The following is a 26,265-nucleotide window of genomic DNA, read 5'->3' as shown; positions in this document are numbered from 1 at the left end:
GATTACAACATGGCAACCGTCACCCCGCCCGTCGCCGCTGCACCTGCCGCTGCGCCGGCCCACCCGGTGAGCAGCCAGAGCGCCGCCCCCGCCCCGTCGGAGACGATCGACGGCTTCCACCTGCTGATCGAGGCCCTGAAGCTGAACGGCATCGACACGATCTACGGCCTGCCGGGCATCCCGATCACGGATCTCACGCGCATGCTGCAGGCCGAGGGGCTTCGCATGCTGTCGTTCCGCCACGAGCAGAACGCGGGCTACGCCGCCTCCATCCACGGCTTCATCACGCAGTCGCCGGGCATCTGCCTCACGGTTTCGGCCCCGGGCTTCCTGAACGGCCTGAATTCCCTCGCGCACGCCACGACCAACTGCTTCCCGATGATCCTCATCTCGGGCTCCTCGGAGCGCGAGATCGTCGACCTCCAGCAGGGCGACTACGAGGAGATGGACCAGCTCGCCATCGCCAAGCCCGTCTGCAAGGCCGCCTATCGCGTCCTGCACGCCGAGGACATCGGCGTGGGCATCGCGCGGGCGATCCGTGCTGCCGTCTCCGGCCGTCCGGGCGGCGTGTACCTCGACCTGCCCGCCAAGCTCTTCGCGCAGACGATGGAAGCCGCCGCCGGCCGCTCGACGCTGATCAAGGTCGTCGATGCCGCACCGGCGCAGATCCCGGGCGCCGACGCCGTGGCCCGCGCGGTCGACATGCTCAAAGGCGCGAAGAAGCCCCTGATCCTCCTCGGCAAGGGTGCCGCCTACGCGCAATGCGACGCGCAGATCCGCAAGCTCGTCGAATCCACCGGCATCCCGTACCTCCCGATGTCGATGGCCAAGGGTTTGCTGCCGGATACGCACGAGCAATGTGCGTCCGCGGCCCGCTCCTTCGTCCTGCCGGAAGCCGACGTCGTGCTGCTGATCGGCGCGCGCCTGAATTGGCTGCTTTCGCATGGCAAGGGCAAGACCTGGGGCGGCAACGGCCACAAGGGCTGGGGCAAGCAGAAGTTCATCCAGGTCGACATCTCGCCGCAGGAAGCCGACAGCAACGTGAAGATCGATGCCCCGCTGGTGGGCGACATCGCCTCCTGCGTCGCGGAGCTGCAGAAGGCCGTCGACAAGAGCTGGGCCAAGCCGCCGAAGGAATGGACGGACGCGGTGTCCGCCAAGAAGAACGGCAACATCGCGAAGATGGCCGAGACGCTCGCCAAGAACCCCTCGCCGATGAATTTCCACAGCGCGCTGAACGTCGTGCGCGACATCATCAAGGCGAATCCCGATGCCATGCTCGTGAACGAGGGCGCCAACGCGCTCGACTTCACGCGCTCCATCGTGGACATGTACAAGCCCCGCAAGCGCATCGACGTCGGCACCTGGGGGATCATGGGCGTCGGCATGGGCTACTGCGTGGCCGCCGCGGCCGCCACGAAGCAGCAGGTGATCGCGATCGAGGGCGACAGCGCCTTCGGCTTCTCCGGCATGGAGGTCGAGACGATCTGCCGCTACGACATGCCCGTGTGCATCGTCATCATGAACAACAACGGCGTGTACAAGGGCACGGACGTCGATCCCACGGGCCGCGACCCGGCGCCCACGGTGTTCGTGAAGGGTGCACGCTACGACAAGATCATCGAGGCCTTCGGTGGCGTGGGCGTCCACGCCACCACGACAGCGGAGCTGCGCTCGGCGATGGAGCAGGCGATCAAGTCGCGCAAGCCCACGCTCATCAACGCAGTCATCGACGAAACAGCGGGAACGGAGAGCGGGCGCATCACCTCCCTCAACCCGAACGCTGCTAAAAAGAAATAAGGCAAAGGCTTCCTCCGCCGATAAACGCGGATAAACGCAGATACCCCACACAGCACATCGGCGTTTATCCGCGTTTATCTGCGGAGGACGCCCTAACAAGGAAAGCGAAGCGCTATGGAAGCTCTCAAAGGAGTTCGTATCCTCGACATGACCCACGTGCAGGCGGGTCCGACGTGCTCGCAGCTGCTCGCGTGGATGGGCGCGGATGTCATCAAATTCGAGCCGCCGCAGGGCGACGCCACGCGCGGGCAGCTGCGCGACGTGCCCAATGCGGATTCGCTCTACTTCACGATGCTGAACTGCAACAAGCGCTCGATCACCGTCAACATGAAGAGCGCCGAGGGCAAGGCGGTGTTCGTGGACCTGCTGAAGAAGTGCGACATCATGATGGAGAACTTCGGCCCCGGCGTGCTCGAGCGCCTCGGCTTCACGTGGGACAAGATCCACGAGATCAACCCGAAGATCGTCGTGGGATCCATCAAGGGCTTCGGCTCCTCCGGCCCGTACTCCGACTTCAAGGCCTACGAGAACGTCGCGCAGGCGATGGGCGGGGCCATGAGCACGACGGGTGTGCCCGATGGAGCCCCGTTCGTGACCGGCGCGCAGATCGGCGACTCGGGCACGGGCCTGCACCTGGCCATCGGCCTGCTGGCCGCGCTGCACCAGGCCACGCGCACCGGCCAGGGCCAGTACGTGGAGGTCGCGATGATGGACGGCGTGATGAACCTCTGCCGCGTGAAGTTCCGCGACCACCAGCGCCTCACGCGCCAGTCGCTCGCCGAATTCTCCGTGCCGACGTACCAGAACATGGGTGACGTGCCGCGCGCGGGCAACGATTCCGGCGGCGGCCAGCTCGGCAACGCCGTGCACTGCAAGCCGCACGGCGCCAACGACTATCTCTACGTGGTCGTCCAGGAAGCAGTGTGGACGGCACTGGCCAACCGCATCGGCCCGGATGTCGGCGTTCCCGACCTCGCCGCCGACCCGCGCGTGGCCACGATCGTCGAGCGCCGCAAGAACCAGCAGCTCGTGTGGACGCTGCTCAACAAGTTCGCCGAGAAGTACACCAAGCGCGAGCTGATGGCGATCCTGAATCCCCTCGACGTTCCGTGCGGGCCGATCATGTCCACGACGGACCTCGCGACCGACGAGCACGTGAAGGGCCGCGACATGTGGGTCGAGCTGGACCACCCGCAGCGCGGCAAGTGGTTCAACGTCGGCATGCCGATCAAGCTCTCGGCCTCCCCGGCGAAGATCGAGCGCAGCCCGCTCCTGGGCGAGCACACCGACGACGTGCTGAAGAACGTGCTCGGCTACGACGACGCGAAGGTGAACTCGCTGAAGGGCGCGGGTGCCTTCTCCGCGCCGCCGAAGAAGGCCGCATAGGAGCGTCCTCGCGTTTTTCCGTGGAACGGGGCCCTTCGGGGCCCCGTTCTTTTTCATCCGCACGCTAGACTTCGTCCCATGCTGAGCGAACTGCTGGGAGAGCTGATCGCGACGGGGATCGCGGTCGCGATCGTCGTCGTCATCGTCTTCGTGTGGCGCCTGCTGCGCAAAGCCCCGTTCGTCATGGCCGGGATCGGCGGCGGCCTGCTCGGGCTGGCCGCGGGCATCGCGTTGTCGCTGGGCGGCGTGAACTTCCGGACCGAAGGCTCGCCCGCGGGAACGATCCTGTTCGTCGTGCTGGGGAGCGTGGTGCTCGGCGCCGGGATCCTGGGGCTCGTCCTGGCGGGCCGGGGCATCGTGGATGCCGCGAACCGGGGCGCGATGCACCTCCTCGCCACGGTGTTCACGCTGCTCTTCGTGGCCGCGGGCGTGGGCAGCTACTTCGTCAAGCGCCCCGGCGCCGGCGGCGGCGGATACGGCGGCGCGGGCGACGTCGTCGACGCACCCATCCGCAAGTTTCCCCCCATGACCGAGCGCGGCGCGGCCCGCAGCGTGGAGCTTCGCGATGCCTATGCGCTCGCCTGGAAGGAGCGCGGTGCCGCGCCCGCGCTGAGGATGAGCATCCCGGCGGCCCAGTTCGCGTTCGAGGCGAAGCGGATCCCCGAGACGATCGACGGCCCGCGGCACGTCGATCTCCTCGTCCCCGAAACGCCCGTCGATTTCGCGCGGCTGCGCCTGTATCGCGACGACAGCGAGTTCGACGACCCGATGCAGGCGAACCTCTACGGGCGCATCCTCCGGCCCGCCGAATGGCAGGGCGCCCTTTGGGCCGACGAGGACAAGCGGTCGTGGCAGTTCGCGGGATTCGACTGCGCCTCGCCCGCCTTCGAGAAGCGCACCGAGGTCGTGGGCGATGCCGCGCCCGGCTGCTACGAAGCGCGGGGATTCTTCGCGCGCTGGCTCCCCTCGATCGCGGGCCCGAGCCGCCTTCGCCTCGTGGTGGGCCCGGCGCGAAACGCCTGCAGCATGACGTTCCTCTATCGCGGGCGGCCCGCCACGGTGACCACTGCGGCGCCGTGCACCGAGCGCGCGAGCTTCGCCGCCCTCGCATCCGCGATGCGCCTGATGGCGCGCCTCGAGACGCACGCGCGATGATCGAGATCCTGCTCGGCGCCGTGAACGAAGTGGGCCTCCTCGGCGGCGTCCTCATCGTCATCGTCGTGCTCACGGCGATCGCAAGGCTGCATCCGCTGCTCTCGCTCCTCATGGGCCTCGCGCTGCTCGCGGTGCCGCTGGTGCAGGTCGCGACGTTCGAGCGCCGCTTCTTCTATTCCGATGGCTCGGCCGCGGGGCTGGTGGTCTTCCTGTTCTACGCGGGCTTCGGCCTGTTCTGCGGCATGCTGGGCTTCGCCTTCGCGGCCGACGGCGTGCGGCGCTTCGCCAAGGGCGAGGGCAAGAGGACATTCACACGCCGCGGGATCGCCATTGCCGCCGGCGTCGTCGGGGTCGTGCTGCTGGGGGTCATGGCGTGGCGCTACCAGCCGCACGTCCTGCCGTCGGCGAAGACGGCGACGACGCGCGACGATCGCGACATCCGCAAGGTCAAGGTCACCACGCACTACGACCTCGCGTGGGACTCGCGAGGGGGCGCCTCGAAGCTGGCCTTGCGCATTCCCGCCGCCGACATCGAGCTTCCGCCCGGCGAGCGCGAGCCCATCGTCGGCGAGACCCGCGACGGCCCTGCCGTGCTCCGGCTCGCGTTGCCCGGCGCGGATGCTCCCTATGCATCGCTCACGCTCCACCGCGACGACTCGACCGTGGACAACGAGTTGCTCGAGCGCTTGCGCAAGATCCCCAAAGCCGTCGATCCAGCGCTCGTGGACTCGCTCTGGGTCGACACCTCGCAATCCGGATGGAAGCTGCTCGGGCTCAACTGCGGCCCGGAAACCGCGAAGAAGCATCCGGCCGTCACCTGCTACGCCCCGGAAGCTCCACTGGCGCGCCATTTTCCCGGGCTCTTCGGATTCGCGCGCGTGCGGCTGCTCACCGAAGGGGACCGTGGCAACCGGCGCTGCGACATGACCTTCACTTACCGCGACCGCATCGCGAGCGTGAGCGCGCGCGCCGAGTGCTTCACGGCGGGCAGCCTCTCCGCGCTCACGGCGGCCGCGTCGTTGCTCGATCGCCTCGGCCGCGACGCCGACTCGCCTCCGGACGCTGCCTCGCGCATCGCGCGCGCGACAAGCGCGGTCGCAAGCTGCGAGCAACGGGCGAAATCCTCGTGGGACGCCATGCAGAAGGGCGGCGGCGCCACCGCGGCCGACATGGAACGCGCCGCCGGAACGCGTTGCGACGCGGCGTTGCAACAAGCGGCGGCGGAACTCGAGGCCACGCCGGCCGCAGCCACGCCATTGATGCTGCGTGCGATGGAAGCCCACCGCGATGCCGGCGGCGCACGGTCGCAGCAGCACGTCCAGGCGATCCTGAAATCGCTCGAGGCGCGCGGCCAGGGCGAGAGCCCCGAGGCGCTCCGGGCGCACGCGCTCCGCGTCGCGCGCATTGGCGGCACCACGGACCCGAAGCTGCGCGCCGAGGCCAGGCCGTCGATCGATTTCCTGCTGGCCACCTCGCCGCGGGTCCTCGCCCCCGACGACCCGGTCTTCGAGAAGATCGGCGCCGCGCTGCCCTCCCTCTCGGACGATGCCGACTACCAGGCCCGCAAGCTCGGCTGGCTTCGCGCCTGGCAGGAAAAAGCGGCCGCCGCGGCGCCAGGCTCGGACGTGGCGCTGAAGGCGCTCTATCGCCTCTGCTTGCAGCGCCTGTACGCCAACCTCGAGCGCGAAGCGCTCGGCCTCTGCGCGTACAACCTCTTCGGCACCTGGCAGGAGCGCGCCGCCAAGGGCCTCGGCTTCGAGCCCTTCGGCTCCGAGATCGAGCTCGCGAACTCGGTCTCCACGATGCACTCCGTGTATGCCTACGTCTCGGAGGATTTCCGCGGCGGGCTGGTCGCGCTGCACCGCGTGCACGCCTTTGCCGCCCAGCGCTTCCCGGCGGGACCCGAGGACCTCTTCAACCAGTTCCGCCAGCGCGAGATCGAAGTGGCGACGAAGATCCAGAACGCGCCGCTGAAACTACCGCCGCGCCGTTGACCCGCGTCAAGGCCCAAAAGGTCAGGCGCTTCCTACCATGACAACCTCCGTTTCACCGACCCCGGAACACACGACATGAAAATCGCCCTCATCGGCCAGCAGGATTTCGGCAAGTCCGTCCTCGAAGCACTCCTCGCCCGCGGCGACACCGTGGCCGCCGTGTTCTGCGCCCCCGAGAAGGAAGGCGCCAAGGCCGACCCCATGCGCACCGCCGCGCAGGAGAAGGGCCTCAAGGTCTACCAGTTCCCCAACCTCAAGGGTCCGGAGGCCGTGCAGGCGATGAAGGATGCGGATGCCGACATCGGCATCATGGCGTTCGTGCTGCAGTTCGCGCCGCAGGAATTCGTGAACATCCCGAAGCACGGCACGATCCAGTACCACCCGTCGCTGCTGCCGAAGTACCGCGGCCCGTCGTCGATCAACTGGCCCATCAGCAAGGGCGAGACGAAGACCGGCCTCACGATCTTCCGGCCCACCGACGGCCTCGACGAGGGCGCGGTGATCCTGCAGAAGGAGACGCCGATCTCCGAGAACGACACGCTGGGCACGGTGTACTTCGACCGCCTGTTCCCGATGGGCGTGGCCGCGATGCTCGAAGCCGCGGACCTCGTCGTCGCCGGCAAGCACAAGGAAGTGGTGCAGGACGAAGCGCAGGCCACCTACGAGGGCTGGTTCCGCGCCAACGAGTCGAAGGTGAGCTGGAACAACCACGTCGACTTCATCCACAACACCATCCGCGGTTCGGATCCCGCGCCGGGAGCCTGGACCACGATCGGCGGCAAGAAGCTGCAGCTGTTCGGCTCGAAGAAGCACCTGGTGCGCACGTTCGGCGCTGTGAAGGGCAAGATCGGCGAGATCACGGAGATCACCGACACCGGCATGCGCATCACCGCGCAGGGCGGCCAGATCGAGGTTGCCAAGGTGAAAGGCGAGGAGACGAAGAAGATCTCCCCCGCGGAATGGGCGAAGGGCGCGAATGTCGCCGTGGGCACGATCCTCGGCACCTGAGCCTTCCGGGAACAACACTTGCGACGCCCCGCCCCGTGCGGGGCGTTGTCTTTGTTAGGTATGCTTGCCCTCTCAACGAGGAGACGACATGCCCCACGCGATCCGCATCCACAAGACCGGCGGCCCCGAAGTCCTGCAATGGGACGAAGTGGCCATCGGCGACCCCGGCCCGGGCGAAGTGCGCCTGGCCCACAAGGCCGTCGGCCTCAACTACATCGACACGTACCACCGCTCGGGCCTGTACCCCGTGCCCATGCCCTCCGGCATCGGCCTCGAGGGCGCCGGCGTCGTGGAGGCGGTCGGCACGGGCGTCACCGAATTCAAGGCCGGCGACCGCGTCGCCTATGCGAACGGCCCGCTGGGCTCGTATTCCGAGAAGAAGATCCACCCGGCCGAGCGCCTGGTGAAGGTGCCCGACGCGATCACGATGGAGCAGGCCGCGAGCATGATGCTGCAGGGCCTCACGGTGCAGTACCTGCTGCGCCGCCTGCTGGTGCAGCCGAAGAAGGGCGACACCATCCTGCTGCACGCCGCCGCCGGCGGCATCGGCCTCATCGCCTGCCAATGGGCCAAGGCACTGGGCGTGAACGTGATCGGCACCGTCGGCTCCGAGGAAAAAGCCAAGCTCGCGAAGGAGCACGGCTGCACGCACACGATCAACTACGTGACCGAGGATTTCCACGCGCGCGTGATGGAGATCACCGGCGGCAAGAAGGTCCCGATCGTGTACGACTCCATCGGCAAGGACACGTGGGTGAAGTCGCTCGACTGCCTGCAACCCAAGGGCCTGATGGTGACGTTCGGCAATGCGTCCGGTCCCGTCGACGGCGTGAACATGGGCATCCTCGCCGCGAAGGGCTCGCTCTACGTGCATCGCCCGACGCTGGTCAGCTACACGTCGAAGCGCGAAGATCTCGTCGCCTCGGCGAAGGAGCTCTTCGACCACGTGATCGCCGGCGACATCAAGGTCGGCCCGCGCCAGCAGTACGCGCTCAAGGACGCGGCGCAAGCCCACCGCGACCTCGAGGGGCGCAAGACCACGGGCTCGACCATCCTGGTGCCGTGACCGCGAAGCGAGCGTTGCGGATCGCGGCGATCGTCCTCGCCGCGGTCGCGCTGCTCGCCGCGGCGGGCGCCTACTTCGGAGCCACCATGGGACTGTTCACCGGCAAGCGCCCCACCGACCTCGGTTTCGGAAGCGACGGGCGCTTCCGGGCCGCCGAATCGTGGAAGCCCAACTGGGTGTCGTCCACCGTCGCGGCCGCCGACAAGCATTTCGTCGCGCCCTATGAAATCCGCGGCGACCGGGCCAAGGCCTGGTCCGCGCTGCACGCCGCCGTCGAAGCCACGGCCGGGGCTACCATCGCCCGGCGCGATCCGGGCTACCTGCAGGTCGAGTTCAAGACTCCGACGATGGGCTTCGTGGACGACGCGGAGTTCCAGATGGACGCGGACGGAAAGCGCATCCACGTGCGCAGCGCCGCTCGCCTCGGGATCCGCGACTTCGACGTCAACCGCAAGCGCGTGGAAAGCCTCCGGGCCGCCGTCGACAAGGCGAGTTGATTCCTCCTCCCGGGAGGCATACCGTGGGAATCCGGCTGCATCGATGGAGGCTCCCATGAGACTCAGGATGTACGTCACGCTTCCGGACACGAACAGCGCCCGGCGACTCGCCGACGACCTGCTGCTCGCCCGCATCGAGGATCGCCACATGCATTTCCTCGCGCGCCGCGGCACCGATCTCGGCGAATTGCACGAAGCGTCCTACCTGCACAAGACCGACGCGGTGCACGGCGCCGCGGTCGGCCTCGTCGTGGGCGGGGCGCTGGGCATCGTGCTCGGAATGATCCTCGTGTACTTCCCGCCCGGCGGCGCCACGCTGCAGTTGGTCACGGTGCTCATCACCGCGGTCGTCGGCGGCGGGCTCGGCGCATGGGTGGCGACGATGGTGGGGCTGCAGGTCCCGAACTCGCGGCTGCGGCACTTCGAGCACGACATGGAGGAGGGCAAGGTCCTCCTCATGCTCGACGTCCCGTCCACGCGCTACGACGAGGTGCGCAGGATCATCTCGCGCACGCACCCCGAGGCGATGGACCGCGGCAGCGAGCCCACCGTGCCCGCGTTCCCCTAGGGATCACTTCACGGCGTAGCTGACGAGCTCCTGGCGCTCGCGCATCAGGACCTTGCCGGCGGCGGTGACGTTCGACTGCTCGCCGGCGACGAAGCGCTTGACCGTGGAGCTGTACCAGTAGGTCCACGTGTTCACGCCGTCGTTCTTGTTGTTGCGCTGCTTCCAGTTCGCGACGCGGTCGATGCGGATCGCGCGGAACTTCCCGGCGGGCGTCTCGACGTCTTCCTCCTCGCCGATGCGCAGGTCGGTGACGAGGTCGTAGTGCCGCCCCGCGGTCTCCTGCGAGCTCTTGATCTGGAAGGTGCTGCCCGGCACGAGCGGGAACACGTAGGCCTGGGCCGAGGGCGTGTGGTTCTCCACGCGCTCGCCGCGCTGGACGCGCGTCGGGTTGCCCACGATGTCGCTCACGTTGCCGTTCGAGTACTCGACGCGGTCGCCCGCGATGGCGGTGACGCGCGTGGTGAACGTGCGCTCGGTGTTGTCGATCTTGTTCACGATGCGGTAGGTCCACGCATCGCCGACGGCGAAGTTGGGCGGGGCGCCGACGGCGGTGGGCAGCGTGCGCTTCGACGGATCGGCCCGCGGCCCCTTCACGGCGGCGGCGGTCTTCACCGGCGCGGGGGCGGCAGCGACGATCGGCGCGGGGCGGAAATAGAACGCGGTCTCCAGCGACGTGCTCTCCCACGGCACCTGCACGCTCTTCGATTCGGTGCGCACGCTCGCGCGCACGGCCTTGAACACGTCCTCGATGCCGGCGCCCGTGCGGTCCATCTGCTTCACGAGGTGCGTCGTGTAGAGGCCGTTGCGGCCAGCGCCGTCGCTCGCGGTGGATCCGGGCGCGGTGGCGAAGGCGATGAAGGAGCCGGGCGGCGCATCGACCTGCGCCAGGCCCTTCGCGGTGGGCGCGAGGCGCGTGCCGAAGGGATTGTTGCGGCACGCGTCGAGCACCACGATGTTCACCGGGTTCTTCGCCGAATCGAGCTTCTCCATCACGGCTCCGAGGTCCAGGGCCGCGAACGCGACCTCGTCCTCGCGCTGCACGTCGGCATCGACCGGAAGCAGGTAATTGCGCCCGCGCACCTGCAGCCCGTGCCCCGAGAAGTAGAACAGCCCCGTGGATTGGCGGCCGAGACGGTCGCCGAACTCGCGGATCGCCAGGTGCATCTCGCGCAGCGTCGCGTTGTCGCGGCGGATCACCGTGAAGCCGCTCGCCTTCAGCGCCTTCTCCATGTCGGCGGCGTCGTTGAGCGGATTGATGAGGGGCGCGTCCTTGTACGCGGCGTTTCCGATCACCAGGGCGAGGCGGTCGGGCTTGGCGGCGGGAGGCGCGGCCGGCGCCTGTGCGAACGCCGCGGCGCAAGTCACCAGGAGAATTGCGGCGATGGACACGGATTTCATGCGCGGATTGTATAGAATCGCGCCTTCCCCGCTTTCCCCCCGTCCCATGGCCCTCCTGCTGCGCGAGTCCGACGTCGAGAAGCTCCTCACCATGCCGATGGCCCTCGAGCTGGTCGAGCGCGTGCATCGCGAATACTCCACGGGCAACGCGACCGATGTTCCGCGCGAACGCACGCGACAGCCGAAATCGGCGCTGCACATCCTGCAGGGCGCGGTGCCCTCGGCCAACGTGCTCGGCTACAAGGCGTACACGTCGAGCAAAGAGGGCGTGCGCTTCCTCGTCTACGCGTTCGATGCGGAGCGCGGCAGCCTCTCGGGCATCGTCGAGGCGAACCTGCTGGGCATGACGCGCACGGGCGCCGCGGGCGGCGTCGCGGCCAAGTACCTCGCGCGGCCGGATGCGAAGGTCGTCGGCGTCTTCGGCTCGGGCTGGCAGGCCCAGGGCCAGATCGACGCGCTGGCGGCCGTCCGCAAGCTCGAGCGCGTGAAGGTGTTCTCGCGCAATGCGGAGAAGCTCAAGTCCTTCTGTGCGCGCATGACCGAACGGCTCTCGCTGCCCGTCGTGGCCGCGGCCACGGCGGAAGAAGCGGTCCGCGAAAGCGACATCGTCGTGACCATCACGACCGCGGCAACCCCCGTGTTCTCCGGCGACTGGCTCGCGCCCGGCACGCACGTCAATGCGGCGGGCTCCAATTCGCTGCTGCGCCAGGAGATCGACGAAACCACGGTGCGGAAGGCGTCCGTGGTCGTCGTGGATTCGCGCCCGACCGCCCTCAAGGAGGCCGGCGACCTGCTGCCGGCGCTCGAGAAAGGGCGCCTTCAGCCCGGCGGGCTCACGGAACTGGGCGAGGTCATCGCCGGCACGCGGCCGGGCCGGAAGACGGCCGAAGCCATCACGCTTTTCGAATCGCAGGGCATGGCCATCCAGGACCTGATCCTGGCGGCCGAGCTCATCAAGGCGGCGCGCACCCGGGGGATCGGCACCGAGGTCGATATCGGGTCCTAAAACGGCCCGGGATACAGACGGCGGCACCCCGGGAAGGGTAAGATTTACTGGGTAAAGCTTAGAAGGCTCAAGGGAGAGTCCATGAAAACCGCGTTCTGGAAGGCCGACTGGTTCTTCGGCCTCGTCATCGCCATCGTGCTCTTCGGCTTCGCGAAGATGTCGGGAGTCATCCCGAGTCTCGAGCGCTGGGCCTACGACCTCGGCGTGAAAATGACGTCCAAGCAGCCGAGCGACAAGGTCGCCGTGATCGCCATCGACGACGTCTCGATCCAGAACATCGGCCGCTGGCCGTGGCCGCGCGAAGTCCAGGCCAAGCTGATCGAGCAGCTCGCCGCCGCGAAGGCGAAAGTCATCGGCAACACCGTTTTCTTCTTCGAGCCGCAGCAGGATGCGGGCCTGGTCTACGTCCAGAAGATGCTCGCCATCTACGACAAGGCGTATCCCGGGGATGCGAACCAGGAAATCGTCCCCGGCGTCGGCGCCTTCGCCGCTGCCACCCCTGCCGCCACGGGCGGCCCCGGCGGCGCGATCGGCCAGATCGGCGCGATCCTCAAGGAAGCCTCCATCAACCTGAACGGCGACATCCGCCTCGCGCTGTCCGTGCGCAAGGCCGGCAACGTGCTGGTGCCGATGGCCTTCCAGGCGGTCGACTACGTCCCGCCCCAGGGCAAGCCCGACGCGGCGCTGCCCGAATACATCACGAAGAACACCATCGGCGGCTTCACCAACGCCGGCGGCAGCTTCACCTACGGCATGGATGCCCTCGTGCCCATCGAGCAGATCGGCGCGTACGTCGCGGGCGTCGGCTTCCTCAACTCCACGCTCGATGCCGACGGCGCCATCCGCTACGAGCCGCTGGTGATCGACTACTACGGCCAGCAGTACCCGTCGCTGGCGCTGTTGATCGCCGCGAAGAACCTCAACCTCACGTCCAAGGACGTGAAGGTGGCCATCGGCCAGAACGTCACCGTGGGCGGCAAGACGATCCGCACCGACGACGCCGGCCAGATGTACACGTACTTCTACAAGGACCGCGACAACCGCTCGGCCTTCCCCGTCGATTCGTTCTTCGACGTCTACACCGGCAAGATCCCGGCCTCGAAGTACGCGGACAAGATCGTGCTGATCGGCGCCACGGCGGCCGGCATCGGCGCCGCGCAGACCACGCCGATCTCGGCGAACATGAACCCGGTGCTCACGCTCGCGCACTCGGTGTCCTCGATCCTGCAGGAGCATTTCTTCGTGGCGCCGACGTGGGGCGTGTGGGCCACGCTGCTGGCCTACCTGCTGGTGGCGCTCTACATCATCCTGCTGCTGCCGCGCCTCAAGGCCGGCATGGGCTTCGCCATCACGGGCGCGCTGCTGATCGCGCTCTTCGGCGCGCACCTCGGCCTGATGACGGGCGCGGGCCTGTGGATCCAGCTGATGCTGCCGATCGTGCTGCTCGTGATCGGCCACGGCCTGCTCACCACCAAGCGCTTCCTCGTCACCGAGAAGGGCAAGGAGAAGGCCGACACGGAAGGCGCGGAATCCAACCGCATGCTGGGCATGGCGTTCCAGCAGCAGGGCCAACTGGACATGGCCTTCGACAAGTTCCGCAAGTGTCCCTTCGACGAGCAGCTCGGCGAGAACATGTACTCGCTCGCCCTCGACTTCGAGCGCCGCCGCCAGTTCAACAAGGCGGAGAGCGTGTTCGCGTTCATCTACAAGAACGACCCGAAGTTCAAGGACGTCGCCGACCGCATGGCGCGCAACAAGCAGCTGGGCGAGACCATCATCCTCGGCGGCGGGTCGCGCGGCGGGGCTGCCTCCACGATGATGCTGGCCGGCGGCACCGGCGGCGCGGGCGCCACGGTGGCCACCGCCAAGCCGCAGCTCGGCCGCTACGAGGTGGAGAAGGAGCTCGGCAAGGGCGCGATGGGTGTCGTCTACCTGGGCAAGGACCCGAAGATCAGCCGCGTCGTGGCCATCAAGACCATGATGCTGTCGAACGAGTTCGAGGGCGAGGAGCTGGTCGAGGCCAAGGAGCGCTTCTTCCGCGAGGCGGAGACCGCCGGGCGCCTCACGCACCCGAACATCGTCACCATCTACGACGCGGGCGAGGAGCACGACCTCGCGTTCATCGCGATGGAGTTCCTGAAGGGCAAGGACCTCGTGGACAACACGAAGCTGCCCAACCTGCTCCCGGTGCCGGTGGTGCTCTCGATCGTCGAGCGCGTCGCCGATGCGCTCGGGTACGCGCACTCGCTGGGCGTGGTCCACCGCGACATCAAGCCCGCCAACATCATGTACGAGCCGGTGGGCGACGTCCCGAAGGTCACGGACTTCGGCATCGCGCGCGTCACGGATTCCTCGAAGACCAAGACCGGCATGGTGCTGGGCACGCCGTCGTACATGTCGCCCGAGCAGCTCGCGGGCCGCAAGATCGACGGCCGCTCCGACCTCTTCTCGCTCGGCGTCACGCTCTACCAGATGCTGTGCGGCAAGCTGCCGTTCACGGGCGAGTCGATGACGCAGCTCATGTTCGCCATCGCCAACGCGCCGCACGTGAACATCAAGGAGATCAACTCGGGCCTGCCGGACTGGATCGTGGTGATCGTGGACAAGGCGCTCGCGAAGGACTTCGAGAAGCGCTACCAGACGGGCGCGGAATTCGCGCAGGCGATCCGCGAGGCCCGCAAGGCGAACAACCTGTAGATGCCCCTCCCGGAACCGACGGCGGCGAGATCACCGCTTCATCGCCGCACGATCGAGATCCGGGGCTGGAAGCGGGAGGACGGCCTCTACGACATCGAGGGCCACCTCCTCGATCGCAAGGACGTCGACTTCAACCTCTCCACGGGCGTTCGCACGGCAGGTGCGCCGATCCACTCGATGTGGCTGCGCATCACGGTCGATGCGAAGCTGCAGATCGTCGACGCGGCGGCCTCCACCGACGCGATGCCGTATCCGGATGAGTGCGACCGGATCACACCCGATTACACCAAGCTCATCGGCCTCGCGATCCGTCCCGGCTACAACCAGCGCGTGAAGGAGCTGCTGGGCGGCGTGCGCGGCTGCACGCACCTCACGGAGCTCGCGGGCACGCTCGCCACGGCGGCGTTCCAGACGCTCGCCGGGCAGGTGCCCCAGGACCCCGAGCGCAAGCCCTTCCAGCTGGACAAGTGCCACGCGCTCGCCACCGATGGAGCCTCGGTCGAACGCTACTACCCCCGCTGGCACAAGGGCGGGTAAGAGTCAGCCCGAGACGCGCTTGGTGTGGCGGAAAAGGTCGTCCGGATCGATCTGCGCCTTGAGCGCCGCCAGCCGCGCGAGGTTGCGCGCTCCGTAGGCCGCCTCGATGCGGTCGGGTCCTTCTTCCTCGGTGAGGAAGTTCACGTACGTCCCACCCGTCGAGCATTCGCGCGCCGCTTCGAAGCAGTCGCGCGCCCAGGCGATGTTCGCCGCATCGTCCTCGGGCTTCTCCCACGATCCGGCGATGTTCAGCACGTAGGCCGCGTCCCGGTTGCCCGCAGGCGAGTGTCCCGCCGGCAGGTCACCCAGGGCGCCACCGACCTGGAACATCAGGATCGCGGAGTGAGGCGAGCGGATGCGTCCCGCATGCTCGAGGGCGATCTCGATGGCGCGCGGGTCGATACGAGGCAGGTAGTGCGACTTCCAGTAGTAGCGCCGCCCCTTGGGTTGCGTTGCGTCGAGCAGGCTTTGCATCTGCACGTACGGCCGGCGCGTCACGATGTCCGCGACGGGCTTGCCGAGCTTGCGCAACGGCGCCAGGAACGCTTCGCCGTCCTCGACGCGCCCGGCGTAGCACACGAAGAGGGCGACGATGGTCTTGCCGTGCACCTCTTTCGGCAGCCAGGGCGCGGGCGGAGCGATCCGAAGCACGGCCACCGTCGTGAGCTCACGCGGGGCCGCGGCGCTGAACTTGGCGTAGGCACGCAACACTTCGCCCGCTTCTTCCGCGCGCCAGGCGATCGCGCCACCGAGGATCTCCGGGCCGACCGGGTGCAGCTGGTATTCGAACGACGTGACGATGCCGAAATTTCCGCCCCCACCGCGCAGCGCCCAGAAGAGGTCCGCGTTCTCGCTCGCTGAAGCGCGCACCAGCTCGCCCGCCGCCGTGACCACGTCCATGGACAGCACGGTGTCGCACGTCCAGCCATGCTTGCGCGTGAGATAGCCGAAGCCGCCGCCCACGGTGAGGCCGGCGATGCCGGTGTCCGAGACGAACCCGAGCACTGCGGCGAGCCCGTGCAGCTGCGTCTCGCGATCCACGTCGCCCAGCCTGCACCCGGCTTGCGCGCGCGCCGTGCGGGCCGCGGCATCGACCCACACGCCGCGCAGCAGCGACAGGTCGATCATCACGCCGCCCTCGCAGGCCGCCAGGCCCGCGATGTTGTGACCGCCGCCCCTCACCGAGGAGAGGAGGCGGTGCTGCCGCACGAGCTTGACCGCTTGCACCACGTCGGCCACGCCCGTGCAGCGCAGGATCAGCCCGGGCCGCCGGTCGATCATTGCGTTCCACAAGGCCCGCGTCGCTTCGTAATCGGGATCGGCCGGGCCGAGCACCGCGCCCTTGAAGGAAGTCCTGAAAGCCGCCAGGGCCTCCGCGGGGAGGTCCAGCGTGCCGCCGTCGAGCTGCTTGAGTTGGATGGTCATGGCCGAACTTTGCGCGTGACGCGCCGCAAGGGCCAGTTCAGAATCCGAAGCGTTTGGGGCTTTGGAGGGCGACCATGGAAAAGAGCGCGATCCAGTTCTGCACCGTCTCGCGCAGCGCCGAGGTGCTCTGCGAGCGGTGGACGCCGCTCGTCGTGCGCGAGCTGCTGTGCGGCAGCCGGCGTTTCAATGATTTGCACAGGGGCGTGCCGCGCATGTCCACGGGCCTGCTCGCGCAGCGCCTGCGCCGCCTCGAGGAATTCGGCATCGTCCGCCGCACGGTCTCCGGGAAGGTCTGGGAATACGGGCTGACCGAAGCCGGCGAGGACTTGCGGCCGATCGTGATGGCGCTCGGGCATTGGGGCGCGCGATGGATCGGCAGCCGCCTGCGCGACGACGAGCTCGACGCGGGACTGCTGATGTGGGACATGCGGCGCTTCGCGCGGGTCGAGGAGTTTCCGGCGAAGCCGGTCGTCATCCACTTCCAGCTTCGCGATGCGCGCGCCGGTGAGCGCACGTGGTGGCTCGTGGTGCAGGACGGCGTGGCCGACCTGTGCCGCGACGATCCGGGGCGCGAGCCCACGCTCGTGGTCGATGCGTCGGTGCGCGCCCTCACGGAAGTGTGGACCGGCGACCGCACGCCCCAGCAAGCATTGCGGTCGCATGACATCCGCGTCGAGGGCGGCCCGCGCGAGGCGAAGGCCTTGTGGCGCTGGCTCGGGACGAGCGCCTTCGCCCCGACACGCCGCGCCGTCGTCAAATGATCCCGGGCCCGCCGCGCCCCGCGCTTGCCCCAAGTCAAGGCGGGGCGATGCGCCCTCGCTGCTAGAATCGCCGCACATCGCAAGTCCGCAGACACCCCGCTCGCAGGAACCCCCATGAACATCCACGAATACCAGGGCAAGGAAATCTTCCGGAAATACGGCGTGCCCACGCCGCGCGGCATCGCCGCGTTCTCCGTCCCCGAGGCCGTGAAGGCCGCGAACGAGCTGGGCGGCAAGGTCTGGGTGGTGAAGGCCCAGATCCACGCCGGCGGCCGCGGCAAGGGCGGCGGCGTGAAGGTCGCGAAGTCCATCGCCGAAGTCGAGCAGTACGCGAAGCAGCTCCTCGGCATGACGCTCATCACGCACCAGACCGGTCCCGCGGGCAAGCTGGTGAAGCGCCTCTACATCGAGGAAGGCGCGGACATCAAGAAGGAGCTCTACGTCGCGATGGTCGTCGATCGCGTGACGCAGCGCGCAACGCTCATGGCCTCGTCCGAGGGCGGCATGGACATCGAGGAAGTCGCGCACAACACGCCGGAGAAGATCCACCGCGTGGCGATCGACCCGGGCACGGGCCTGAAGGACGCGGAGGCCGAGGGCATCGCTCGCAAGATCGGCGTGCCCGAGGGTTCGGTCGCGCAGGCCCGCGATCTCCTGAAGAACTTCTACAAGGTCTTCGACGAGGAGGATTGCTCGCTCGCCGAGATCAACCCGCTCATCGTGACCGGCGACGGCAAGGTGATCGCGCTCGACGCGAAGCTGAACTTCGATTCGAACGCGCTCTACCGCCACAAGGACGTCGTGGCCTACCGCGACCTCGATGAAGAGGACGCCGCCGAGATCGAGGCCTCGAAGTTCGATCTCACCTACATCTCCCTCGACGGCAACATCGGCTGCCTCGTGAACGGCGCCGGCCTCGCGATGGCGACGATGGACACGATCAAGCTCTACGGCGGCAGCCCCGCGAACTTCCTCGACGTCGGCGGAGGCGCCACGGCCGAGAAGGTGACCGAGGCCTTCAAGATCATGCTGAAGAACCCCGAGGTGAAGGCGATCCTCGTGAACATCTTCGGCGGCATCATGAAGTGCGACACCATCGCCAACGGCGTCGTGACGGCGGCCAAGCAGGTCGCGCTCAAGGTGCCGCTGGTCGTGCGCCTCGAGGGCACCAACGTGGAGCTCGGCAAGCAGATCCTCAAGGATTCGGGCCTGCCGATCATCTCCGCTTCCAACATGGGTGACGCGGCGGAAAAAGCCGTCGCCGCCGCCAAGGGAAAATAATCGTCGCCCCCGCGTAGGCGGGGGCCCAGGCTGGATTCCCGCCTACGCGGGAATGACAACAGGGAAAATCATGTCGATCCTGATCAACAAAGATTCCAAGGTCATCACCCAGGGCATCACCGGGAAGACCGGCCAGTTCCACACGAAGATGTGCCGCGAGTACGCGAACGGGAAGAACTGCTTCGTCGCGGGCGTCACGCCCGGCAAGGGCGGCCAGGACTTCGAGGGCATCCCGATCTACAACACGGTCGCCGACGCGAAGTCCGCCACCGGCGCCACCGTCTCCGTGATCTACGTGCCGCCGCCCTACGCGGCCGCCGCGATCGACGAGGCCGTCGAGGCGGGCATCGAGTTCGTGATCTGCATCACCGAGGGCATCCCGGTGCGCGACATGATCAAGACGCGCTACAAGATGCAGGGCAAGAAGACGCTCCTGCTCGGGCCCAACTGCCCGGGGCTCATCACGCCCGACGAGATCAAGATCGGCATCATGCCGGGCCACATCTGCCGCAAGGGCCGCATCGGCGTCGTGTCGCGCTCGGGCACGCTCACGTACGAAGCGGTGGGGCAGCTGACGGCGCTCGGCCTGGGCCAGTCGTCCGCGGTCGGCACGGGCGGCGACCCGGTGAATGGCTTGAAGCATATCGATGTCCTGAAGATGTTCAACGACGATCCGGAGACGGACGCCGTGATCATGATCGGCGAGATCGGCGGCAGCGACGAGGAGACGGCCGCGGAGTGGGTGAAGGCGAACATGAAGAAGCCCGTCGTGGGCTTCATCGCCGGCGTCACCGCGCCCCCGGGCAAGCGCATGGGCCATGCGGGCGCCATCATCTCCGGCGGCAAGGGCACGGCGCAGGAGAAGCTCGCGGTGATGGAAGCGTGCGGGATCAAGGTCACGAAGAACCCCGCGAAGATGGGCGAGCTGCTGAAAAGCGTACTCTAGGCGCGGGGCGCTTTCGCCCGAAGGAGCCGGGATGAACGCAGTGATCCGTCTTGCATGCGCGCTCGCCGTGGCGCTGGGCCTCGCCGGCTGCTACGTCTATCCGTATCCGGCGCCCGTCCCGGTCGATCCGATGGAGCAACCGTTCGCCGCGGCCACCGGTGCCTTGCAGGACGTGGGCCTCACCGTCGTGACGGCCGATCGCTCCACCGGGACGCTCCGCGGCACGCGCGGCAATGTCGAAGGGATCATCGAGGTGCGCATGCGGCCCGACGGCCGCGTGGGCGTCGAGATGAAGGCGCGCGATCCGGACAACAAGGCGCCCGGCCTTACCGATCGCATGGCCGAGGCCTACAACCGCCGCATGGGCCGGTAGGTGCCGCGCGCCGCGATCGTCGGCGCGGGCATCGCAGGACTTTCCGCAGCAATCCTCCTTCGCCGCTCCGGCTGGAGGGTGCGCGTGCTCGAGCGCGCGAGCGAGCCTTCGCCGATCGGCTCGGGCCTGCTGCTGCAACCCCCCGGCCTCGCGGTCCTGCGCCGCATGGGCCTGCTCGATCGCATGCTCGAGCGCGGAGCGCGCGTCACCGGCCTCGATGGCCGCACGCGCTCGGGCCGCAGCGTCCTCGCGCTCGACTACGCGAAGTGGGAACCGGGTTGCTTCGGCCTCGGCGTGCATCGCGGAGCGCTGTGGCACCTGCTGCAGGAGACCGCGCTCGCCGACGGTGTTGCGATCGAGGGCGGCGTCGAGGTGAAGGACGCGGAAGCGTTCCGCGATTGCGACCTGGGCCTCGTCACTTCCGGATCGCGCACGGCCCTGCGCAAGGCCCTGGGCTTCGACGACCGCACGCATTTCTACGAATGGGGCGCGTTGTGGGCCAACGTGCCGATGCCGGCCGGCTGGCGCGGCGATACGCTCGCGCAGCGCTTCGACGGCACGCGCCGGATGATGGGCATGATGCCGATCGGCCGCGATGCCGCCGGCAACGGCCCATACCTCACGATGTTCTGGAGCGAGAAGCTCGATCGCATCGAGGCCCTGAAGGCGCGCGGATGGACGGCGTGGCGTGACGATGTGCGGGGCCATTGGCCCGAGGCGCACGCGGCCACTGAATGCCTCGGCAATTTCGACGCGCTGTCGATCGGTGCGTACGCGGATGTTCGAGTGACGCCGTGGTCGAGAGGGCACATCGGGCTTGCGGGCGACGCGGCGCACGGCACCAGCCCGCAGCTGGGGCAGGGCGCCACGCTCGCTTTGATGGATGCCGAAGCGCTCTGCGCGGCCCTCGAAGCAGAGCCCGACGTGCCCCGGGCGCTCGCGACATATGCAAAATCCCGCCGGAACCATGTCGCCTACTACCAGTGGGCGAGCCGCATGCTGACCCCCTTCTTCCAGTCGGAAGGGCGCGTCCTGGGGCTGTTTCGTGACGGTTTCATGGGCTACGCGGCCGAATGGCCTTACGTGGGCTGGGAGACTCTCGCCACCCTCACGGGACACAAGACCGGCATCCTCGGGGGCCGGCTGCGGCCTTGACTCCGATCAAGCCCCCCGGGAAGGCCTTTTCGGTAACCTAATGACCTGATTTCCAAGCCATTGCGCCGAGGCGCAGGGTGAGGCTTCCGGACCCCCAGCTAAGGCGGTCCCGACTTTCCAGGAACCTGCCCCGAAATGAACGACCGCGTCGTCATACCCATCAACAAGATCCGCAAGGCCCGGTCCACGCCGAAGGGCCGGCCGGTCGATGCTGGTGCGCGCGACGAGATCGCGCAGCTGCTCCAGGGCGCGCCGCTGCAGCGCGAATACCTGATCGAGAACCTGCACCGCATCCAGGATCGCTACAACCAGCTCTCCGCACAGCACCTCGCCGCGCTCGCCGAAGCGATGAAGCTCTCGATGGCGGAGGTCTACGAGGTCGCGACGTTCTACCACCACTTCGACGTGGTGAAGGAGGGCGAGTCCAGCCCCGCGGCGCTCACCGTGCGCGTGTGCGAGACGCTGTCGTGCGCGATGGCCGGTGCGATGCCGATGATGGAAAAACTGAAGGCCACGCTCGGCCCGGACGTGCGCGTGATCGCGGCGCCGTGCATCGGGCGTTGCGCCGAGGCCCCCGCGGTGTGCGTGGGCCACAACGCGTTCGGCCACGCGACGGCGGAGAACGTGATGGCCGCGGTCAAGACGGGAACCGCGAAAGCGCCCGCCACCCCGCACATCGACTATGCGGCGTATCGCAAGGACGGCGGCTATCAGACCTGGCTCGATTGCCTCTCCGGCAAGCGCGAGCTCGAATCCGTATTGAAGACGATGGAAGACGCGGGTCTGCGCGGCCTCGGCGGCGCGGGCTTCCCCACCGGACGCAAGTGGCGCATCGTGCGCGGCGAGGCCGGCCCCCGCTACATGGCGATCAACATCGACGAAGGCGAGCCCGGCACGTTCAAGGACCGCCACTACCTCGAGCGCGATCCGCACCGCTTCCTCGAAGGCATGCTGGTCGCCGCGTGGGCCGTGGGCATCGAGTCGATCTGGATCTACCTGCGCGACGAATACCACGCGTGCCGCGAAACGCTCGAGCGTGAGATCGCCGCGTTGAAGGCCGATCCGCCCGCGCGTCCGCTGCCGCACATCCAGCTGCGCCGCGGCGCCGGCGCCTACATCTGCGGCGAAGAGTCCGCGATGATCGAATCGATCGAAGGCAAGAAGGGAATGCCGCGCCTGCGCCCGCCGTACGTGGCGCAAGTGGGCCTCTTCGGCCGCCCGACGCTCGAGCACAACATGGAGACGCTCCACTGGGTGCGAGACATCCTCGAGAAAGGCGCCGGTTGGTTCGCCTCGCACGGCCGTAACGGCCGCAAGGGGCTGCGCTCGTTCTCGGTCTCGGGCCGCGTCGCGAAGCCGGGCGTGCATCTCGCGCCGGCCGGCATCACGGTGAAGGAGCTCATCGCCGAATACTGCGGCGGCATGGCGCCGGGGCACGAGTTCTACGCGTACCTGCCGGGTGGAGCCTCGGGTGGCATCCTGCCCGAGTCGATGGGCGACATCCCCCTGGATTTCGACACACTCCAGCCCCATGGTTGCTTCATCGGCTCCGCGGCCGTGATCATCCTGTCGAAGCACGACAAGGCGCGAGACGCGGCCACGAACCTGATGCGCTTCTTCGAGCACGAGTCCTGCGGCCAATGCACGCCCTGCCGCGTGGGCACCTCGAAGGCCGCGCACCTGATGGAAGCGAAGAAGTGGGACAACGGTTTGCTGGAAGAGCTGTCACAGGCTATGGCGGATGCGTCGATCTGCGGCCTCGGCCAGGCGGCGCCCAATCCGATTCGATGCGTGGCGAAGCACTTCCCGCATGAGGTCTGAACCATGAAGATGAACGAGCTGGTCGGCGCGGAAACCATCGAGTTCAAGCTCAATGGCGAGACGATCTCGGCCTTCGCCGGCGAGACCATCATCCAGGCCGCCAAGCGTTACGGCACCGACATCCCCCACCTCTGCTACAAGGAGGGCTATCGCCCGGACGGCAACTGCCGCGCGTGCGTGGTGGAGATCAAGGGCGAGCGCGTACTGGCCCCGTCGTGCTGCCGCAATCCCGCCAAGGGCATGGAAGTGCAATCCACCTCGGCGCGCGCGGTGCACTCGCAGAAGCTCATCCTCGAGCTGCTGCAGGCCGACGCCCCGGGCGTGGACCTGAAGCCCGGCGCGAATGAATTGAGCGACTGGTCCGCGAAGCTGGGCGTGTCCAGATCGCGCTTTCCGGCGCGCGAGCAGCCGGTGTCGGATCCCTCGCACCCGGCGATGAGCGTGAACCTCGACGCCTGCATCCAGTGCACGCGCTGCGTGCGCGCCTGCCGCGAGGAACAGAACAACGACGTCATCGGCTATGCCTTCCGTGGGGCCGAGGCGAAGATCGTCTTCGATCTCGGCGATCCCATGGGGGATTCCACGTGTGTCGCCTGCGGCGAGTGCGTGCAGGCCTGCCCCACGGGCGCGCTCGCGCCGGCGAAGAACGCGTACGCGATCAAGGCCGACAAGACCGTCGATTCCGTCTGCCCGTACTGCGGCGTCGGCTGCCAGCTCACCTACCACGTGAAGGACAACACGATCGTGCGCGTCGAGGGCCGCGACGGCCCCGCGAACCACGAGCGCCTGTGCGTGAAGGGCCGCTTCGGCTTCGACTACGTGTCGAACCCCCAGCGCCTCACCAAGCCGCTCATCCGCCGCGCCGATGCGCCCAAGCACGCGGAGTTCAAGGTCGACCCGCTCAAGTGGGACGAGGTGTTCCGCGAAGCCACGTGGGAGGAAGCGCTCGACTACGCCGCCAACGGGCTGAAGAAGGTCCGCGATACGGTCGGCCCGTCCGCGCTCGCCGGCTTCGGCAGCGCGAAGGGCTCGAACGAGGAGGCGTATCTCTTCCAGAAGCTGGTGCGCACGGGCTTCGGCACCAACAACGTCGACCACTGCACGCGCCTCTGCCATGCGTCCTCGGTCGTGGCGCTGCTGGAAGGCGTGGGCTCCGGCGCGGTGTCGAACCAGGTCTCCGACGTCGAGTTCGCCGAGGTGATCTTCCTCATCGGCTCCAACCCCACGTCGAACCACCCGGTGGCCGCCACGTGGATCAAGAACGCCACGCGCCGCGGCGCCAAGCTGATCGTCGCCGATCCGCGCAAGACGGAGATCGCGCGCCACGCCTGGCGCAACCTCCAGTTCACGGCGGATACCGACGTCGCGCTGCTGAACGCGATGATCTACACCATCCTCGAGGAGAACCTCTGCGATCCGGAGTTCATCCGCACGCGCACGACGGGCTTCGAGGCGCTGAAGGAGAATTCCAAGGGCTTCAGCCCCGAGGTGATGGGGCCGATCTGCGGCATCCCCGCGGAGACGATCCGCGAGTGCGCCCGCGCCTACGCCACCTCGAAGGCCTCGATCATCCTCTGGGGCATGGGCATCTCGCAGCACGTGCACGGCACGGACAACGCGCGTTGCCTGATCGCGCTCACGCTGATGACCGGGCAGATCGGCAAGCCGGGCTCGGGGCTGCACCCGCTGCGCGGCCAGAACAACGTGCAGGGAGCCTCCGACGCGGGCCTGATCCCGATGATGTATCCGGACTACCAGCGCGTGGACAACCCGGATGCGATCGCGCGCTTCGAGAAGTTCTGGAACCGCACGTTGGACCACAAGCCCGGCCTCACGGTCGTGGAGATCATGGACGCCGCGTGCGAAGGCAAGATCCGCGGCATGTACGTGATGGGCGAGAACCCCGCGATGTCGGATCCGAACGCGCACCACGCGCGCGAGGGCCTCGCGAACCTCGACTGCCTCGTCGTGCAGGACATCTTCCTCACCGAGACCGCGTACCTCGCCGATGTCGTGCTGCCCGCTTCGGCGTGGCCCGAGAAGACCGGCACCGTCACCAACACCGACCGCATGGTGCAGATGGGCCGTCGCGCCCTCGACATGCCGGGCGATGCGCGCCAGGACCTGATCATCATCCAGCAGCTCGCCAACCGCCTGGGCTGCGGGTGGGACTACAAGGGTCCGGAAAGCGGCGTCGCCGAGGTCTACGACGAGATGCGCAGGGCGATGAACAACATCACCGGCATCACCTGGGATCGCGTGGAAGCGCAGTCGAGCGTCACGTATCCCTGCCGCACCGAAGACGATCCGGGTCAGTCCGTCGTGTTCGTCGATGCGTTCCCGACCAAGGACGGCAAGGCGCGCTTCGTGCCCGCCGACCTGATCCCGGCCAACGAGCGTCCCGACGCGGAGTATCCGTTCGTGCTGATCACCGGCCGGCAGCTCGAGCACTGGCACACGGGCTCGATGACCCGCAGGGCCTCGGTGCTCGATGCCCTGGAGCCGCAGGCCGTATGCTCGATCCATCCGCTGGACCTCGATGCGATCGGTGCCGTGGCCGGAGACACCATCACGGTCGCGTCGCGGCGCGGCGAGATCGCGCTGGTCGCCCGCGTGGACGACGGCACGCCGCGCCAGACCGTCTTCATCCCGTTCGCCTTCTACGAGGCGGCGGCCAACCAGCTCACCAACCCGGCGCTCGATCCGTTCGGCAAGATCGCCGAGGTCAAGTACTGCGCCGTGAAGGTGAGCAAGGGCGGAACGCGCACCGAGCTCGCCAGCTACGGCGGCGGCCAGTCCTTCGCCGCCGACTGAATAAAGGGTCCGAATAAAGGGGTCAGACCACTTCATTGCTTGCCGCAATGAAGTGGTCTGACCCCTTTATTCGTTGGTACAGTGCCGGCCATGGCAACGGTTTCCCTGATCCCCCTTACCCGCGAGAACTACCGCCCGTTCATGCGCCTCAAGGTCGCGCCGGAGCAGGAGACGTTCGTCGCGCTGAATTCGGTGTCGATGGCCCAGGCGCACTTCCATCCCGAGGCGACGATGTTCGGCATCGCGGCGGGCGAGGAGCCCGTGGGATTCGCGATGCTGGAAGACCACACCAAGGACCCGGCCAACGCGGACGACACGTACAAGGTCGAGCCCTATGTCGGCCTGTGGCGCTTCATGATTGCCGCCGATCACCAGGGCAAAGGCTACGGCGCGCAGGCGATCGAGCTCCTGATCGCCTATGCCCGCACGCGAGCCCCCGCCAAGGTGATGCTGCTCTCCTTCGTCCCCGAGAATGGCAACCCGCGTGGCTTCTACGCCCGCCACGGTTTCGTCGAAACCGGCGAGATGGCGGGCGAAGAGCGCGTCATGCGCCTGGCACTCTAGAATAGGGGCAGGA

Annotated in this window: 21 protein-coding genes; 19 read left to right on the top strand and 2 right to left on the bottom strand. The window is 67.8% G+C overall.

Translation table 11 applies throughout. The features are described 5' to 3' along the window. Window positions 1–9: 9 nt before the first annotated feature. The 8 genes from oxc to DSM104443_RS17870 all read left to right on the top strand — a co-directional run bounded on the left by oxc (window position 10) and on the right by DSM104443_RS17870 (window position 9,474). The gene (oxc, locus tag DSM104443_RS17905; RefSeq protein WP_171094695.1) at window positions 10–1,800 is read left to right on the top strand and encodes an oxalyl-CoA decarboxylase; all 1,791 of its coding nucleotides are present in this window, start codon (window positions 10–12) and stop codon (window positions 1,798–1,800) included. Window positions 1,801–1,947: 147 nt separating this feature from the next. Beyond that, window positions 1,948–3,186 (top strand): formyl-CoA transferase, encoded by a 1,239-nt coding sequence (frc, locus tag DSM104443_RS17900; protein ID WP_212756776.1) that lies wholly within the window; start codon window positions 1,948–1,950, stop codon window positions 3,184–3,186. Between the two features lie 78 nt (window positions 3,187–3,264). After that, window positions 3,265–4,341, top strand: a complete 1,077-nt coding sequence (locus DSM104443_RS17895; protein ID WP_171094691.1) for a hypothetical protein — start codon at window positions 3,265–3,267, stop codon at window positions 4,339–4,341. Further along, window positions 4,338–6,335 carry a hypothetical protein gene (locus DSM104443_RS17890; RefSeq protein WP_171094689.1) on the top strand — a complete coding sequence of 666 codons (1,998 nt, stop codon included), beginning with the start codon at window positions 4,338–4,340 and terminating at the stop codon, window positions 6,333–6,335. The genes DSM104443_RS17895 and DSM104443_RS17890 overlap by 4 nt, the downstream gene beginning before the upstream one ends. Before the next feature lie 75 nt (window positions 6,336–6,410). Beyond that, entirely contained in the window at window positions 6,411–7,343 is a 933-nt protein-coding gene (locus tag DSM104443_RS17885; protein ID WP_171094687.1) for a methionyl-tRNA formyltransferase, read from the top strand. Window positions 7,344–7,431: 88 nt separating this feature from the next. Continuing rightward, window positions 7,432–8,409, top strand: a complete 978-nt coding sequence (locus tag DSM104443_RS17880) for a quinone oxidoreductase family protein (protein WP_171094685.1) — start codon at window positions 7,432–7,434, stop codon at window positions 8,407–8,409. Next, a complete protein-coding gene (locus DSM104443_RS17875; RefSeq protein ID WP_171094684.1) occupies window positions 8,406–8,906 on the top strand; it encodes a DUF1499 domain-containing protein in 501 nt (166 codons plus the stop codon). Before DSM104443_RS17880 ends, DSM104443_RS17875 begins: the two co-directional genes overlap by 4 nt. A 55-nt stretch (window positions 8,907–8,961) precedes the next feature. Continuing rightward, entirely contained in the window at window positions 8,962–9,474 is a 513-nt protein-coding gene (locus tag DSM104443_RS17870; protein WP_171094682.1) for a DUF1269 domain-containing protein, read from the top strand. Window positions 9,475–9,477: 3 nt separating this feature from the next. Here DSM104443_RS17870 and DSM104443_RS17865 read toward each other — a convergent pair whose 3' ends face one another. Continuing rightward, the gene (locus DSM104443_RS17865) at window positions 9,478–10,872 is read right to left on the bottom strand and encodes a caspase family protein (protein ID WP_171094680.1); all 1,395 of its coding nucleotides are present in this window, start codon (window positions 10,870–10,872) and stop codon (window positions 9,478–9,480) included. A gap of 46 nt (window positions 10,873–10,918) precedes the next feature. Here DSM104443_RS17865 and DSM104443_RS17860 point away from each other — a divergent pair, with 46 nt between their 5' ends. The 3 genes from DSM104443_RS17860 (at window position 10,919) to DSM104443_RS17850 (ending at window position 15,112) form a co-directional block, all read left to right on the top strand. Further along, a complete protein-coding gene (locus tag DSM104443_RS17860) occupies window positions 10,919–11,878 on the top strand; it encodes an ornithine cyclodeaminase family protein (RefSeq protein ID WP_171094678.1) in 960 nt (319 codons plus the stop codon). An 81-nt stretch (window positions 11,879–11,959) separates the two neighbouring features. Then, complete coding sequence (locus DSM104443_RS17855; RefSeq protein WP_171094675.1) at window positions 11,960–14,575, top strand: serine/threonine-protein kinase; 2,616 nt, start codon at window positions 11,960–11,962, stop codon at window positions 14,573–14,575. Then, window positions 14,576–15,112 carry a DUF2889 domain-containing protein gene (locus DSM104443_RS17850; RefSeq protein WP_171094673.1) on the top strand — a complete coding sequence of 179 codons (537 nt, stop codon included), beginning with the start codon at window positions 14,576–14,578 and terminating at the stop codon, window positions 15,110–15,112. It abuts the gene before it with no gap. Window positions 15,113–15,115: 3 nt separating this feature from the next. Here DSM104443_RS17850 and DSM104443_RS17845 read toward each other — a convergent pair whose 3' ends face one another. Beyond that, window positions 15,116–16,537, bottom strand: coding sequence for an FAD-binding oxidoreductase (locus DSM104443_RS17845; protein WP_171094670.1), 1,422 nt, complete (start codon window positions 16,535–16,537; stop codon window positions 15,116–15,118). Between the two features lie 74 nt (window positions 16,538–16,611). Here DSM104443_RS17845 and DSM104443_RS17840 point away from each other — a divergent pair, with 74 nt between their 5' ends. From DSM104443_RS17840 to DSM104443_RS17805, 8 genes are all read left to right on the top strand, one after another. Continuing rightward, a complete protein-coding gene (locus DSM104443_RS17840) occupies window positions 16,612–17,298 on the top strand; it encodes a winged helix-turn-helix transcriptional regulator (RefSeq protein ID WP_171094669.1) in 687 nt (228 codons plus the stop codon). A gap of 114 nt (window positions 17,299–17,412) precedes the next feature. Further along, window positions 17,413–18,579: an ADP-forming succinate--CoA ligase subunit beta gene (gene sucC / locus DSM104443_RS17835; RefSeq protein ID WP_171094667.1), complete on the top strand. Its 1,167-nt coding sequence runs from the start codon at window positions 17,413–17,415 to the stop codon at window positions 18,577–18,579. A 70-nt stretch (window positions 18,580–18,649) separates the two neighbouring features. Then, window positions 18,650–19,525 carry a succinate--CoA ligase subunit alpha gene (gene sucD / locus DSM104443_RS17830; RefSeq protein ID WP_171094665.1) on the top strand — a complete coding sequence of 292 codons (876 nt, stop codon included), beginning with the start codon at window positions 18,650–18,652 and terminating at the stop codon, window positions 19,523–19,525. 31 nt (window positions 19,526–19,556) lie between these two features. Next, window positions 19,557–19,898, top strand: a complete 342-nt coding sequence (locus DSM104443_RS17825; RefSeq protein WP_171094663.1) for a hypothetical protein — start codon at window positions 19,557–19,559, stop codon at window positions 19,896–19,898. Continuing rightward, on the top strand, window positions 19,899–21,053 hold the full coding sequence (locus DSM104443_RS17820) for an FAD-dependent oxidoreductase (protein WP_171094662.1): 1,155 nt from the start codon (window positions 19,899–19,901) through the stop codon (window positions 21,051–21,053). A 135-nt stretch (window positions 21,054–21,188) separates the two neighbouring features. Next, window positions 21,189–22,874: an NAD(P)H-dependent oxidoreductase subunit E gene (locus tag DSM104443_RS17815; protein ID WP_171094659.1), complete on the top strand. Its 1,686-nt coding sequence runs from the start codon at window positions 21,189–21,191 to the stop codon at window positions 22,872–22,874. A gap of 3 nt (window positions 22,875–22,877) precedes the next feature. Then, a complete protein-coding gene (gene fdhF / locus DSM104443_RS17810; protein ID WP_171094657.1) occupies window positions 22,878–25,688 on the top strand; it encodes a formate dehydrogenase subunit alpha in 2,811 nt (936 codons plus the stop codon). Between the two features lie 90 nt (window positions 25,689–25,778). Further along, window positions 25,779–26,252, top strand: coding sequence for a GNAT family N-acetyltransferase (locus tag DSM104443_RS17805; RefSeq protein ID WP_171094655.1), 474 nt, complete (start codon window positions 25,779–25,781; stop codon window positions 26,250–26,252). The last annotated feature ends 13 nt before the right edge of the window (window positions 26,253–26,265 follow it).

The organism is Usitatibacter rugosus, assembly GCF_013003965.1.
GTDB lineage: Bacteria > Pseudomonadota > Gammaproteobacteria > Burkholderiales > Usitatibacteraceae > Usitatibacter > Usitatibacter rugosus.
The sequence above is the reverse complement of the archived record's forward strand: the minus strand, read 5'-3'. Positions and strand labels throughout refer to the sequence as shown.

Excerpts from the sequence above, each read along its gene's own strand:
- oxc (WP_171094695.1), top strand. The coding sequence starts at position 10 with ATGGCAACCGTCACCCCGCCCGTCGCCGCTGCACCTGCCGCTGCGCCG.
- frc (WP_212756776.1), top strand. The coding sequence starts at position 1,948 with ATGACCCACGTGCAGGCGGGTCCGACGTGCTCGCAGCTGCTCGCGTGG.
- DSM104443_RS17895 (WP_171094691.1), top strand. The coding sequence starts at position 3,265 with ATGCTGAGCGAACTGCTGGGAGAGCTGATCGCGACGGGGATCGCGGTC.
- DSM104443_RS17890 (WP_171094689.1), top strand. The coding sequence starts at position 4,338 with ATGATCGAGATCCTGCTCGGCGCCGTGAACGAAGTGGGCCTCCTCGGC.
- DSM104443_RS17885 (WP_171094687.1), top strand. The coding sequence starts at position 6,411 with ATGAAAATCGCCCTCATCGGCCAGCAGGATTTCGGCAAGTCCGTCCTC.
- DSM104443_RS17880 (WP_171094685.1), top strand. The coding sequence starts at position 7,432 with ATGCCCCACGCGATCCGCATCCACAAGACCGGCGGCCCCGAAGTCCTG.
- DSM104443_RS17870 (WP_171094682.1), top strand. The coding sequence starts at position 8,962 with ATGAGACTCAGGATGTACGTCACGCTTCCGGACACGAACAGCGCCCGG.
- DSM104443_RS17865 (WP_171094680.1), bottom strand. The coding sequence starts at position 10,872 with ATGAAATCCGTGTCCATCGCCGCAATTCTCCTGGTGACTTGCGCCGCG.
- DSM104443_RS17860 (WP_171094678.1), top strand. The coding sequence starts at position 10,919 with ATGGCCCTCCTGCTGCGCGAGTCCGACGTCGAGAAGCTCCTCACCATG.
- DSM104443_RS17855 (WP_171094675.1), top strand. The coding sequence starts at position 11,960 with ATGAAAACCGCGTTCTGGAAGGCCGACTGGTTCTTCGGCCTCGTCATC.
- DSM104443_RS17850 (WP_171094673.1), top strand. The coding sequence starts at position 14,576 with ATGCCCCTCCCGGAACCGACGGCGGCGAGATCACCGCTTCATCGCCGC.
- DSM104443_RS17845 (WP_171094670.1), bottom strand. The coding sequence starts at position 16,537 with ATGACCATCCAACTCAAGCAGCTCGACGGCGGCACGCTGGACCTCCCC.
- DSM104443_RS17840 (WP_171094669.1), top strand. The coding sequence starts at position 16,612 with ATGGAAAAGAGCGCGATCCAGTTCTGCACCGTCTCGCGCAGCGCCGAG.
- sucC (WP_171094667.1), top strand. The coding sequence starts at position 17,413 with ATGAACATCCACGAATACCAGGGCAAGGAAATCTTCCGGAAATACGGC.
- sucD (WP_171094665.1), top strand. The coding sequence starts at position 18,650 with ATGTCGATCCTGATCAACAAAGATTCCAAGGTCATCACCCAGGGCATC.
- DSM104443_RS17825 (WP_171094663.1), top strand. The coding sequence starts at position 19,557 with ATGAACGCAGTGATCCGTCTTGCATGCGCGCTCGCCGTGGCGCTGGGC.
- DSM104443_RS17815 (WP_171094659.1), top strand. The coding sequence starts at position 21,189 with ATGAACGACCGCGTCGTCATACCCATCAACAAGATCCGCAAGGCCCGG.
- fdhF (WP_171094657.1), top strand. The coding sequence starts at position 22,878 with ATGAAGATGAACGAGCTGGTCGGCGCGGAAACCATCGAGTTCAAGCTC.
- DSM104443_RS17805 (WP_171094655.1), top strand. The coding sequence starts at position 25,779 with ATGGCAACGGTTTCCCTGATCCCCCTTACCCGCGAGAACTACCGCCCG.